Origin of the sequence: Flavobacterium sp. CF136, from assembly GCF_000282055.1 — a bacterium.
In the GTDB taxonomy this organism is placed as follows: domain Bacteria; phylum Bacteroidota; class Bacteroidia; order Flavobacteriales; family Flavobacteriaceae; genus Flavobacterium.
The window spans coordinates 54389-69102 of the sequence record NZ_AKJZ01000051.1; the positions used below are offsets into that span (position 1 = coordinate 54389).

The following is a 14714-nucleotide window of genomic DNA, read 5'->3' on the forward strand; positions in this document are numbered from 1 at the left end:
AAATTAGAATCCTACATTTAATCCCAGTGATAGCGTACGCAGGGTAGGATAGTCCAAATAACTACCATTTGCCTCCTGAAAACTGTATGGATTATAAATGTTAAAAGGATTAAGTGCAACAAAATTTAATTTACAACTACTCATATTAATAGCTTTCAAAGCTTTTTGTGGTAATGCGTAACTAAGCGTGATATTTCTACATGCTATTCTAAAAGAATCAACTTCCCAAAATTTAGATGATACTGAATTAATATCCGCAAAAGCCGGATTAGGCATTGAACCATTAGGATTAAGTGTTGGATCATAAATATCATTCCAAATGGATACTGTATTATCTACAATTTGAGGTATTTTAGTTTTTAATGGTTTTCTGGCGTCGCTGCCAATTTCAGACCAACCTCCAAAAGAAGCATTCACTACTGTATTTAAGCTAAATGACTTATAAGCAAAACGTAAAGTAGTCCCTAATCCGTATTGACTATTAGATTTTCTGGATAATCTTACCTGATCGTTTACATCAATAATACCGTCTGGCGCCGCAAATTGACCGTTTCCTAAATAAGCTCCTCTTATATCTCTATAATATAACATTCCTGGTTTAAGTTGAGATGGTGAATATGAAGCACTCCCCTCAATATTTTTAACTGCTGTAATTTTGTATTCACTTACATAAGCGTCTATATCTGCCTGTGATTTAAACATTCCTAGATAATCATACCCCCAAACACCATTATCAGTTGATTCTCCTGGTTTTGGATTCCATGGTTTTAAAATATCTTCATTATTAAAGTCCCCTTTAATCAATTTATTACCAGACCAGCCAAAACGCAGATCAATACCATAACTTGTATTTTGTCCAATCTTATCATTCCAACCCAAAGCCAATTCATACCCATAAGTATCCATTTTGCCATAATTTTGAGCCGCTACAGTCCCACCAATTGTAAAAGGTAAATTACCTGTTACATTCATAAGTAAATTTGTTCCAATATTATAATACACTTCTGCTGTAGCTGACAATCTATTATTTAAAAATCTGGTATCAATTCCAAAATTAGTTTTTACTTCATCACTCCAGGTAGCATCTGGATTTGGAGAAGCTTCCATTTTCCATCCATTAGTCATATCTCCATTTCCTCCAAATACACCTCCTTTATTTGCCTGAAAAGTATATCGTTGTCTCCATTGCCAAGCTTTTGTATCATCTTTTCCTAATAAACCTACTGAATATCTAAATTTAAGAAAATCTATTACCGAAGAATCAAAGAAATCTTCTTTAGAAACCACCCAACCCACAGATGCAGAATAAAAGTTACCCCAATAATTTTCCGGCGAAAACTTAGTCGAAGCATCTGTTCTGTATAAAAACTCGACTAAATACTTATCATCATAAGCATAGTTTAACCTTCCAACGTATGACAATGAACCACTTTCATTTTTTGTAGTTGTTCCATCAATAGTACCAGTAGCAGTGTTAAATTGTCCATTTGTCCCTTCTAAAACATTTGTTTTTAAAACACGTTCTTTGTTTGAAGTAGCTTCAGCTTTTTCTATTCCAAATAAACCATTTATACTATGTTTCCCAAAAGTGCGATCATATGAAAGAGTAAAATTTAATTGCTCTGATAATATTGTTGTATTATCAAATAACAATAAATCACCGTTAGAATATTTAGTGGTTTTAATTGGAGCGTCAGTAATGTCATCATTAAAAATATGACCGTTAGCCCCTAAACCTTTAAACTGGTACAAAGTATATGTTGTTCCCACTTGTGTACCTCTGGTATTACCCATGTTACGGGCATATGCACCTCTGGCCATCAATCCCTTAACAAAAGGAACTTTGTACTCCGTATACATATTTATCGTCATTGTATTTGCAGTAGTTTCTGCAAGATTATTCAAACGTTTAATTTCCGAATAATGATAACGCTGATTTGCATCTGTATTTCCAGGTAACTCAATTGCCATTCCATTTACATAATTAGGTATATAAGGAATATGAGTTAATAATTCATTATAATCATTTTCTTCTTTCTCTCCACCGATTTTATTGAATGTTTTTACCTGATCAGAATAGTAACCGGATAATTGTAATCCCGCTTTCCAGTTATTTGTTAATTTTACATCAGTACCGGCTCTAAAGTTCCATTTAGTATAGTCTAAAGTACTTAAATTTCCATTTTGTTTGTAATAAGAGGCTCCAGCAAAATAAGTAGCTTTATCAGAACCTCCGCTTACGTTTAAATTATGACGCATGTTATAAGATGGCTTCCACTCATCATCTAAATAAGTATTTTGCAGTGTTTTAAAATAGTCTAATTCGTCTTGTGAAAAGAAATATTGTGGATCTGTCGAAGTTTGATTATATCCATTAGAGCCATTCATAATATTAACGTATTGTCCAAATTCATAAGCATTCAGCATTTTTGATTGATATGTCTTATCATTGGCTCCATAAGAACCACTATACGAAAATTTTGGATCTCCTTTAGTCCCTCTTTTAGTCGTTACCAAAACTACCCCTGAACCAGAACGTGATCCATAAATAGCTGCCGCAGCATCTTTAAGAAAAGAGATACTTTCTACTTCTGATGCATCTAAATTATCAAAAAGCGTACTATCATTTAAACCGTCAGCAGTAGTCTGCAAAACCCCGTCAATAACATATAATGGATTGGTATTTCCTCCGTCTTTAGCCAAAGAATAAGGCTGGCGTATTGTCAAATTAGACTTAACTCCTGGTCTGGTAGATCCTCCTGATATCCCTACTCCAAGAACCCTTCCTTGTATAGCTGTACCTAAATCTCCAACTGGCAAATCTGTTATTTCGCTCATCTTTACACTTTCTACAGCACTTGTAAGATGACTTTTCTTTTGACTTGTATACCCTACAACAACAATATTGTCTAGTTGATTAGAATCTTCATGTAGTTTAGCGTCAACAGTAGTACGACCCGACAAAGGAATTTCTATTTTTTTCATTCCGATGAAAGAAAAAACCAATGTTGCACCAGGCTTCACACTAATTTCATACTTTCCGTTGTAATCTGTAGTAACGGTGTTTTTTGAAGATTTTTCAGTAACATTTACTCCTGGTATAAGGCCTCCTGAATTGTCTGTAACAGTTCCTGTTACTTTAATTTGACTGCTTGCGGTTTGAGCATAAGTGAGCATACTCATTAGTGCAAACAAAATAAAACTACATCTCTTTATAAGTGCTTGTTTCATAAATGTTTGATTTTAATTAATAGTTAGGTTAGTTAGTTTATAAAAAAGTATTTTCTTTTACAGTTAAATACTGCTGCATATTAAAGGATAAGATGCTTGCAAAAAATTTTAAACGTTGAAAATACATTTATTATTAGTTCCAAAAATATAACGATTGCGTAACAGAACTGTCCTGTTGCATCCTGCCTAAATATAATTATCAAAAATATTGAGATAAAAAAATCATATCAGCAAAAAAGGGAGAAACAAAATATATTAAACAAATAAAAGAAGCTAAAAAATTGAATTTAATGAGATTTGAAAACCAATAGGTAAGAAAATACATCCCGAAAGAAACGAATTTAACAAAATGTCTCTCAAAATATAAAAATTGAATATTCGAAAAGTAGTAATCAATTGAAATTTTTAAAATACTAATTCGTTAATTAGTATAATGGCGAAATCATTTTTTGAATTAAAAAACCTACACCAGTCAAAATTTAAAGCAAATAAAATTATTTAAAAAAACATAAAAAAAATATTTTTTTGTATCTTTTAAAGGTAAATTCTTGTTAATAGCTTCATGCAAATATAAATTCCGGAACAAATATCCTAAGAAGAAAAACAGCTCTTTTATAATTTATGCTACCAGTTATTCGATACTTTAAACCCCGACAGTCAACTAATTACAAAACACTGCGGAATCTGAACAATTTAAAAAGAGTTTGCTAAAATGTCTTTTAAAACACTTTTAGCAAACTCTTTTTAATTAAACTCTATTGTCAAAACAGTATATAAACTTATTTTAAATTTATTTTTACAATTTTTTCACTGTCTTTCCGAAAAAAAAAAGGCTAAAACACTTGTCTCCAGCCAACCTGAAGAAATTTTTACTTTTATACTCTTTTTCCAATGAATAATCTGCATTGTTGAATCTCCGATTAAATAAATTGTATCACCTTAGATTTAAAACTAATAGCGCGAAAAAAGCAATTGTCATTATTTTATAATTTAGGATTCCAACCATTCAACACTTTATCCAAATCATATTTTTTAAGATCGGATTTTTTCAATTGATGTGACCATGAAGCTCTTTTGGATATATCTTTTGCACCATCACCTTTACTACCATATTCCGCATAAAAAACAGTTTTTTCTTTATCCGGGAAATTTTTATCCCCTTTCCATGGATTCCATCCTTCGGAAACAATATGCGAACCTAATTCTGTATTAATGAAAACTGTTTGTGCATAAGGTCGCCATGGACGTCCCAGAAAAACTTTATCTACCGTATTGTCTTTCGTCGTTAGCTTACAATCGACAAATACAAACCCACACTTATCTTGTTGTGTAGTAGATGCAGCCGTCACATAAGAATTACTAAGGCTTTCGACAGTACAATTGTAAAAATAAGCAGTAGCCGCTCCGAAAATAAAATCTGTTGTACCATTAATATAACAGTTTTCGAAATAATTTCTGGTTCCTCCTTTGGCTAAGTACAAAGTGTCCTGATTTCCTAAAATTGAACAATTTTTAACAGCTACCCTGTCTCCTTCTGTATGCAACGCCACTGCCTGGCCGACTTTACCGGCTGTGTTTTCTACAGTCAAATTTTCTAAAGAGCAATCGTTTCCCTGAACCAATAAAGTATAAGAAGTATACGTACTGAATTTTGTATCTCCCGTAACATCAATCCCTCTGAAAGGTTTTCCCGAATAGTCATTATATGAAATAATCGTTTTCTCCTTGTCAATTCCTTTTAAAGTAATATTTCTTTTAAAAGCAGGAATCACTACTTTTTCGTTATAAATGCCAGACTTAATTGTAATGACAACTCGCTTTTCGGCATGATCTCTCACTTTATTGATGGCTTCCTGAATGGTTTTAAAATCGCCGGAGCCATCCTGAGCCACTGTCAGTTCAAATCGGTTATCGGTTGTTTGGGCAGATATTATTATAGAACTAAAAGTCAGAAATAAAGTTATAATGTATTTCATAAGTTATAGATGTAGTTAGATTATAAATTTTAGTTTTTCAGGATATTTATTTCCATCAGCCATTGCTCACAAAGATTTGTCCATAAATTTGTTGATCCGGGATTATTTCTTAGTGCAATGGCATGACCGCCCTCATTAAATATATGCAGGCTCGAAGGAATTTTATTTGACAGCAAAGCATCATAAAAAAGCAGACTGTTTTTTGGAGATACCGTTTTATCATTAAAAGCGTGTGCAATAAAAGTTGGCGGTGTATAATCACTTACCTGAAACTGCAAAGAATATTTTTTAATTAATTCTGCAGATGGATTTGGTCCAAGCAAATTTTCTAAACTTCCTTTATGTGTTTCTTTACCCATATCGATTACCGGAGAGATCAAAATCATGAAATTGGGTTTAAAAGAATAACCGTCATATTCATCGCCAATTATAGAAAAATCATCTTTGATTGTCCCCAGGCTTCCCGCTAAATGACCTCCGGCAGAACAGCCCATTACACCAATTTTATTGCTGTCAATTTTCCAATTGACAGCATTTTTACGAATAATCCTCATGGCTCTTTCCGCATCTTGCAAAGGTGCCTTTTCCCGTTCTTTGAGGTCCGGCGAAATCGGTAATCGATGTATTAATACAAAAGCATTAATTCCCATTGTATTGAACCATTTTGCCAATTGAAAACCACTAATATTATACGACAAATGATGGTAACCTCCACCCGGAATTATCAAAACAGCTGCTCCTTTGTTCTCTTGAATTGAAGTAAAAAAAGCGTGAATACCCGGCATTCCTACCTGCATTACACGCTCATTATTGATACTGTCTTTTACTATTAATCCTTTGGAATTTGGCATTTTGCCTTTTGTCCACAATGGTATAAAATCCTGTGCCTGACTCTTAATAATTGTCATAAGCAAGAGGATCATTATTATTTTTCTCATTTTAAAGTTAGATTTATAAAGTGAAGATTTAGTGCGACAGCCAAACAGACATTTCGCCTTTACCGTTATTTCCCCACGCAAAATAAGGAATTAATTTTACAGTAACTTCTTTATTATCTTTTGCAGAAATAGGTTTGTACAATTTTTTATCCCAGGAATTATCCGGAGTAATGGACGAACTGGCAGTTATACTCAACAATTCCCTGTTGTCTATTTTGATAAAATCAGTAGTGAATTTAGAATTCAAATCCAAAACAACATCATTTACTTTCACATTTGCAGGAAGTTCATTAGATTCCAGACAATATACAATCGGCCCTCTTTTTACAGCCACCTGATTTTTTACCTCTTCTACTAATGGATTGGCCTGCATCAATTCCACCGGCATTGGAATATTCAATTCGATGACATCTCCTTTTTTCCACTTTTGTGCTATTTTTTGGTACGATCCTGAAACAATTGCATCATTTATATTTTTACCATTAACTGAAATTGTTGTCCCCTGACTCCAACCCGGAATTCTCAATAAAAAAGCATATGCCTCTTTTGGAACTTTTACGATTTTTAAGGTTATTTTTCCATCCCAAGGATAGTTGGTTTGCTGTTCTATTTCAATTTTTTCTCCCGCAAGTGTTTTTGAATTCAGATTATTGCTTCCGTATAAATTCACATACAAACCTTCTTTGGAAAAATTATACGCGTAATTGCTTACCTCAGCAATGGTTCTGGTTACATTTGGCGCACAACAGTTCGACAGGGCAATATAACCTTCACGTTCTTTGCTCCATCTTTGTTTGAAAGGCAAATCTTTAGAAACATTCAGCGGATTATTATAGAAGAATTCCTTTCCTTCCAGACTGATTCCAGACAAAACACTATTGTACAAAGCAAGTTCTACAATATCAGCATATTTGGCATCTCCGGTAATCTGAAGCATTCTCCAGTTCCATAACACATTTCCAATATTCGCACAGGTTTCGGTATGGGCAGTTGCATTTGGCAATTGAAAAGGTCTTCCGTACGCCTGATGAATTTTTTGTACATCGGTTGGATTATAAGAAGTTCCATCAGGCGAAACACCATCGTACAAAGAACCACACGCCCCTGTAATGTACATTTTTCGGTACGTCACATCATCCCAGATAGATTCCAGATTATCGAGTAATTTCTTTTCTCCAGTTTCAGCATATAAGTCGGCAACTCCTGCATAAAGGTAATTGGCTCTTACAGCGTGACCCATTGCGGTGGTTTGTTGCCTAAACGGAATTCGATCCTGATTATCATCGGTTCCGTCATTGGTCGTTCCTCTGATATCAATTAGATTATTCGCCAATTCCAGGTATTTTGGATTTTTCGTTGTACGATACATTTCGACAATTCCCATATAATGTGAAGGACAAATGGCATTTCTTGCTAATTCTGGAGATGCTTTTTTATAGAAGTCATATAGAAAATCTGCTACGCCTTTCCCAATTTCCAGAAAATTGGTTTTTCCGGTTGCACGATAATGAATACAGGCAGCCGTCATCAAATGCCCCATATTGTATTTCTCGAAACCCAATTGTTTTTTTACCTCTTCAGGGCCTAAGGTTCCCCAACGTTCGTCTATCAAAACCGGAGTATGTAAGTAGCCATCTTTACGCTGTGCTTTCGCAAACAACGCAATCGCTTTATCCATTTCGGCATCCAGTTTCTTGTCTTTAGTTACCGCATAAGTCGCTGCCATTCCTTCAAAAATCTTATAAAAATCTCCATCATGAAATGAAGGTCCTTTAAAAGTTCCTTTGCTTTCTCCCGCAGCAATCTCAAAGTTTTTATAAGCGTGTGAAACTTCATCGTTATGATACAAATCCCACATATACGGCAGCGTATTTTTGGTTTCTACATCAAATTGTTCTTTCCAGAAACCGTTTGTCCATTTCACATCCTGCAATCCTACACTCTGCAATTTTGAATAAGGACTTTCAGAATTCGCTACCAAACCCTTATTTTGAGCAATTATCACTGTTGAAAAAAGTATAGCTGATAATAAAATGATATTCTTTTTCATTTTGATTTTTATTTAATTTTTAGAATCTGCTCAATCTGCAAAATCTACGTGAAAAATAATTAGCACGCAGATTTTGCAGATTCGGCAGATTTTTTTCTTTGCCACGAATTTTTATTATTTTTTTAATGAAATAGTGAAAAAATAATTCGTGAAAATTCGTGTAATTCGTGGCGAGCTTTTTTATTTAACAAAGAAATTTATCTGGCGGCTCATTGAATCTCCATCTTCATCTTTAACTGTAATTACAACAGAAGCAAATCCACTTTCTATAGCAGTAAACTGAATATCTTTTCCTTTCAAAATTATTTTACCGTTTTTAAGATCAGAGAAAGTATAAACTGGTTTTTTCTCATATCCTTTAAAGTAGTCAGCTGCCGAAAATTCTTTCTTTTCACCTGAATTTATGAAAAAATGAGGCTGTGCCATCCAGTCTAAATACTCATCCAATTGTGTAAAACCATTTTGATCTGTATCCAAATTCGTATCGGCAAAATCTCCCGCTTTAGAATTCTCATTTAATCCTCTTGCTGTTTCCCACCAATTTGGCAATCCATCATGATCGGTATCCCAATCTGCAGGACGTGTTTCGCTGGCATAATCGCCTAAGTCACCCAAATCTTTCTCAGAATCAATCATTCCACCTAATCCGCTTTTACTTCCTTTATAGGTAAAAGTACCTTTCAAAGTTTCATCAATGATTCGGTTATCATGCTTGTCAAAAAATGGCTCGCTTGCTCCAACATCCGAAAGTACATTTTTATAAGCTGCCTGAGCACTTTCTGTTTTCACATAAGATTCGAAGAATGGTTTATCAACAAAAGTTTCATATTCAACAATTTCTTTATTTGAAATCGTCATTTTTCTTCCTTTCTCCTGAGATTTCTCATCAAAATAGCCCGGCATTATATTTCCATTGAAATAATAACGCTGCATTCCTTTTCCAACTCCCTCATGCTGTGCATTTAATGCAACAAAAATATCTGTAGAAGCTCCCGGTTTATAATAATTGTTTACAAAATTTACTTCATTAGCGCCTCCGTCAGTCGTTCTTTTTCCCCAGTTGTAAACCACATTATTGGTAATATCTACTCTCCCCGTGTAATATCCATCTCCACTTAAACCTCCGCCAATACTCCAGTTTCTTCCGTAGTTATGTGCCAATAAATTATGATGAAAACTACCCACATCTCCGCCAATAGTAGCAGCAAATCCATGCATTTTACCCACTTCATATTTGTCATGTCCCGCAACATTCAACGCTTCAGAAATTAACGTGCGTTGCAAAGTAATGTTGTGTGCTCCACGCGAACTGAAAGATTCATCGATTGTCCAGCTGATTGAACAGTGGTCAATAATACTATGATTGGCTCCGGTTAAACCCATTCCGTCATACGTTTTCCCGCTTCCAATTCTCACTTTCAAAAATCGGATTATACCATCATTACCAGTCAATCCAACCGGAGCTTTGCTAATCGTAATTCCTTCTCCCGGAGCTGTTTGTCCGGCAATGGTGATATATGGATTATTTACTACTAAACGATCTTCTAATTTTATATTTCCCGAAACATTGAATACAATCGTTTTAGGACCAGTTCCTTCGTTTACGGCAGCTCTTAAACTTCCCGGACCGCTGTCATTTAAATTCATAACCTCAACGACTCTTCCTCCTCTTCCACCTACGGCAAAACGCCCGTATCCTTCAGCTCCCGGAAAAGCCAATTGTGCAGGTTTGAATGACCAAACAGTTCCTAAAGTTGTATTTCCTTTGGCATCAACTTCGTCAACACGCCAGTAGTATGTAGTCATACTGTACAAATCAGAAACTGCAAATTTAGTATCTGTTTGTTTTCCCTTAAACTCTGCTGATTTTTCGGTTGCAGCTGTAACTGCTTTTTTATCTGTTCCAAAGTATAATTTGTGCGCCACAGCATCTTTCGAAGCTTCCCAATTCAGCATAAATTTATCTTCTAAAACTACATGCTCATCTCCGTTTTCAGGTTTTGAAGTATGTGCTTGTTTCTTAAGATTTGGTGTATCAATTTCAAATCCGTTGATTACCATTTGCTGAATTGAATTGGCATCTTTCGAATCTGTTTCAAAACGAATAACCGTATTTTTTCCCTTTTGAGCATTAAATTCAATGTAAGCCGTTGCAGCTTCAATAGTCGAAGTTGCTCTGTTGCTCGAAGCTACCGTTTCAACCAATTTATTGTTTATATATATTTTTATCGGCGCAAAAGATTTTCCTTCAATCTTATCAAAAGTATTGTGAAAAGTAAGCAATGAATGTTGGCCTGCTTTTAATCCGTTTATCGTAAGTTCCAAACTTTTATCGGTTACTAAACCATCACTTGCTAATCGGCTGTAAAATGGTGCACTCATTCCGACTTTAAACCATTTCGACGAAAAATTTCCTTTTAATTTGAAAGTTACATTATTAAAAGATTTTTCTGCTTCGGTTTGTTCCGTTATTGGCCATGAATTATAATGAGGATCACTTACTTCTTCTACTCTTCGTCCCGAAAAATCGAAATCGACTTTCACAATTTGTTTTTCAGTTGTTTTCCCAACTGATTGTGCCTGCCCGTTTGCAGACAAAAGCATTGCCAAAATAGCAACACTTAAAAATTTCTTTATCATTTTGATTGGTAATAGTTAGTTTAATTTTTTCTTTTCTTCTATTGAAATCCCTAACAGATTTATAATGTCTTTTTCTCTTTCCTGAGGAATCACTTTAATGATTTTCGTGATTCCGTTTTCAAGTTCAGCTTCTATGATGGTATTTTGAGACGCATGCAATTTGAAATGCACATTCCAGTCTTTTGGCCAAGCCGGAAAAAGATATATTTTTCCGTTAGATTCCTGCAAAAGCATTTCCTGCATGCCAATCATTCCCGCTCCTCCCCAGTTGTGATCTGGAACCCAGTCATATCCCGGACCCCAAAATGCCGGAAATCTTCTTTCTGAATTGGCCATTTTCAACAGATTGTATTTTTTTGCTTCTTCTGTTAAACCTAATCGAGCAGAAAAAATATTATCTTGTTTCCATCCAATATGACTTCTGAATTTAATTGCATCGGTATCATATTTCCAAGTATTCAATGCCGTTTCCAAATCTGGTTTTCCAACACCATAAATTCTCCAAGGATAAACCGGATATAATTGTGGTACTTCAGAATTGTTAATGCGTTCCCACGATTTGGCAGGAGCCAATAATTTATGATTCTCTATTTCGTTAAAATTCAAAGGAGGAATACGCTTTTGAAAGGCTTTCAAATAGTCTTGCTCTTCTTTTGATAATTCTTTCCCCGAAAGGTTTAATAGATTTTCTGTAATTACTGTCAAGGCCGAAATTGTACTGTTAGCGTTATAGGTCATTTTGTACGTTTCTGTCGCTGAACCTGGAAAAAGAATCAAATGACCATTTCCGTCCAAAGCTTTCCTGCCTCTTTGTTTTGCCAGATATTGATAATGTTCATCAAAAAATCGCAAACAACTTATGATAAACGAATTGTATTTCTGAATATCTTCGCCTGCGTATTCTTTTTGCTGTAACATCATCTGGCAAAACTCAAAAACCGTGTCCCATTCGTATTCCAACCAAGCATTATATTCCATTCCTGCATCATAATCTGAGGGACGTTTCCACTCATATTCGGTAGGATTTGGCAAACCAAAGTTTTCCAGTTGTTCTGTAAATGAAGCACCGTTATGGTTCCAATATACCTTGCTCCTTAACTCGGCATTTTTCTGCAGGGTCAAATAATAATCCAATTGCGATTTCATCATATCAAAATCACCACTTTTTACCATCGGATGATAAACCAATCGCTGATTTTGCGCTGCCATTGTTCCTCCTCCCCAATTTCTGAAATCAGGTGTGAAATTCAAATCGGGGTTGGTAAAAACGGGGTCAACAGTAAAAAGTCCGCCGTTAAATTTTGTTGGATATTTTCCATATGCGTTACATCCAAGCATATAACGAAACAATTGATAATTCTGTCCGATTTGATAAACCGAATCCTTTTCAATCGATTGATTTTTCTGTGTATAAATAAAACTGCGGTTCCAGAAATTATTCCACCATTTTATTGTGCTTTTTTCAGCCTGTTTTGCTGTGTTTTTATTTGAAGTAATCAAACTTTTCAATCCGTTATTCCAAACAGAAAAATCAGATTGATTGGTGTTTAAATAAATTTCTAAAGACTGTTTTTTTGAAGGTTTTACGCTAGTTAAATTAAAACCTTTAAAATCAGTATCCTGATATTTTCCAAGATACGTTCCGTCAGATTTCAAATTATCACCGGTCATAAATCCTCCGAAAGTCAAATTTGCCAAGGGATTCAGCATTTGCTCTTTTACCGATTCCATTTTTTGCTGTTTTACGGTAACATCAAAAACTGTTTGTTCGCGATTTCTGTGATAAAACTGAACTCCATTGTTTTCAAATGAGATTGAATCCTTGAAGGTTACGATTTCACCTTGAGGCGCCCATTTATAAGAATTAGCATTATTGGCTTTTCCTTTTGAATCACGATTTTTATAACGCCAGCTTTCATAAGAAGCTGTCACTTTAAACGGATTTTTACTTTCTAAATCCACATGAATAATTGGCTTGAAAACATCAACCCAAAGTTTGATTTTCGTATCGTTTTGACCTACCAAAACATAACCGTCTTTCAGTTTTAGTTCCTGATGAAAACCTTCCTTTCCTGCAAAAGGATTTGGCGCTAAACTTACTTTTACACGACCTAATTTCAGTAACGTATTGTGTTCATCAAAAGTACCGCTTCGAGAAAAATAGAAATACAAATCTCCTTTCTCTACCCAGACATTCATACCAATATCTCCGCCTCCCAAAGGCATGGATTCCGATGCATTTGCGCTTTGCGTGGTCCAAACCTGATTGTAAGTATCGAGTACAGGAATTTGCGCCTTAATACAAAGCGTGGTGAAGAGAAGTATGTATTTTATATATTTCATTTTTATCTTTCTCTGCAAGGTTTTGGAAACCTTGCAAGTATTTAATTTTTATTTTTCTCATTTGTCATTGCAGACGAACTCCTAACTTATAATTCACAATTATAAATTACCATTCATCTGTCCTGAATGACGAAACTGGCAATCCTCCCGCACTAAACAATTCCGCTTTTGCAAAATCTTTCCATAAATAACGGACAGCAACTGGTTTTGCAACTTTATCGGAAGTCAAAACCACTGATTTTCTCCTAACTACCGTTTTGGCTGGATAGAAAACTTTGTCTTCTCCCGCCAATTCAAAGCCGGTAACTTCTTTGTCATAAGATGTTATTCCGTTTTCAACATTATCAAAAGAAACGGTAACTGAGCTATCTTTTATTTCCATTGATTTGTATTTCGGACTTTCAAATTCGAAGCCTTCGATTCCGTATGTTTTTGCCAAAGCCTGAAAAGCCAATCGGTTTCCGCCTTTTTCCTTGTCCATTGGGTGTATGTTATTTTCTTCCCCAACGTCCATTAAAACTGCCATTCCCGAATTTGGAATTTCCTTTGAAGCTTTGAACTGCGCCTCTCTCAAATAGGCAGAATTATATTTCTCCAAATAATCTTTTGGATGAAATGACGCATAATTAAACGGAGCGATCTGAGCGAAATAGAAAGGAAAATCTCCCTGATTCCACAAGCCTCTCCAACTACTTACCATTTTTTTCATCAGAGCGGTATACTCATTTGCTCTTTCGTAATTCGATTCTCCCTGATACCAAATACAGCCTTTAATTCCGTAACCAATCACAGGCGAAAGCATTCCGTTAAACAAAGTCGTCGGAACACGATTCGGGTCTTTTACTAATTCTTCTTTTGTAGTTGGAATTTTGGCACTTGCAAAATCTTTCAGCATTTCCTGATTCATCCAGGCTTCTATACTCGAACCGCCGTATGAAACATGAATCAATCCAACAGGAACCTGTAAAACTTCCTGCAAAAGCGATCCAAAATACCAAGCCGTTGCGCTAAAATTCGAAGTTGATTTTGGAGAAGCTTCTTCCCATTTTCCTTCAAAATCATCTTTTGGTTCTAAAACTGTCGCTCTTGGAATCGTTATCAAACGGATGTTTTTATTGGTTGATCTTACGATAATTTCATTTCCGTTTCTAACAGGCTGTCCTTGAAACCCTTTTAATGGCATTTCCATATTGGATTGTCCAGAACAAAGCCAAACTTCACCAATTAAAATGTTTTTGATGATTACTTTTTCAGTTCCTTCTGTTACTTCAATTGTAAAAGGTCCGCCTGCTGTTGGTGTTTGTAATGCTGTTTTCCATTTACCGGAAACATCGGCTTTTATTTTGTAGATTTTAGAATTCCACGATGTTTTGATGGTAACATTTGCATTTTTTTCTGCCCAGCCCCAAATCGGCACATTCGATTTTTGCTGAAGCATCATATTGTCCGAAAACAATGCTGGCAGTTTGATTTTCGCATTGATTTGGAAACTTGCTAAAAACACAAAAAGTGCAATAATTATTTTTTTCATTTCTT

At 35.0% G+C, this 14714-nt stretch carries 7 protein-coding genes; all 7 read right to left on the reverse strand.

The window, feature by feature from the left end; translation table 11 throughout:
• Positions 1-3: 3 nt before the first annotated feature.
• The 7 genes from PMI10_RS15330 to PMI10_RS15360 all read right to left on the reverse strand — a co-directional run bounded on the left by PMI10_RS15330 (position 4) and on the right by PMI10_RS15360 (position 14709).
• Positions 4-3231 carry a SusC/RagA family TonB-linked outer membrane protein gene (locus tag PMI10_RS15330; protein WP_007809613.1) on the reverse strand — a complete coding sequence of 1076 codons (3228 nt, stop codon included), beginning with the start codon at positions 3229-3231 and terminating at the stop codon, positions 4-6.
• Positions 3232-4214: 983 nt separating this feature from the next.
• Entirely contained in the window at positions 4215-5207 is a 993-nt protein-coding gene (locus tag PMI10_RS15335; protein WP_007809615.1) for a pectinesterase family protein, read from the reverse strand.
• Positions 5208-5236: 29 nt separating this feature from the next.
• Positions 5237-6145: an alpha/beta hydrolase gene (locus PMI10_RS15340; RefSeq protein ID WP_007809617.1), complete on the reverse strand. Its 909-nt coding sequence runs from the start codon at positions 6143-6145 to the stop codon at positions 5237-5239.
• Between the two features lie 28 nt (positions 6146-6173).
• Positions 6174-8195, reverse strand: a complete 2022-nt coding sequence (locus PMI10_RS15345) for an aceric acid hydrolase (RefSeq protein WP_007809619.1) — start codon at positions 8193-8195, stop codon at positions 6174-6176.
• Between the two features lie 180 nt (positions 8196-8375).
• A complete protein-coding gene (locus tag PMI10_RS15350; RefSeq protein WP_007809621.1) occupies positions 8376-10835 on the reverse strand; it encodes a pectate lyase family protein in 2460 nt (819 codons plus the stop codon).
• A 15-nt stretch (positions 10836-10850) separates the two neighbouring features.
• Positions 10851-13178: a DUF5703 domain-containing protein gene (locus PMI10_RS15355; RefSeq protein WP_007809623.1), complete on the reverse strand. Its 2328-nt coding sequence runs from the start codon at positions 13176-13178 to the stop codon at positions 10851-10853.
• 106 nt (positions 13179-13284) lie between these two features.
• On the reverse strand, positions 13285-14709 hold the full coding sequence (locus PMI10_RS15360; protein WP_007809624.1) for a sialate O-acetylesterase: 1425 nt from the start codon (positions 14707-14709) through the stop codon (positions 13285-13287).
• Positions 14710-14714: the final 5 nt, after the last annotated feature.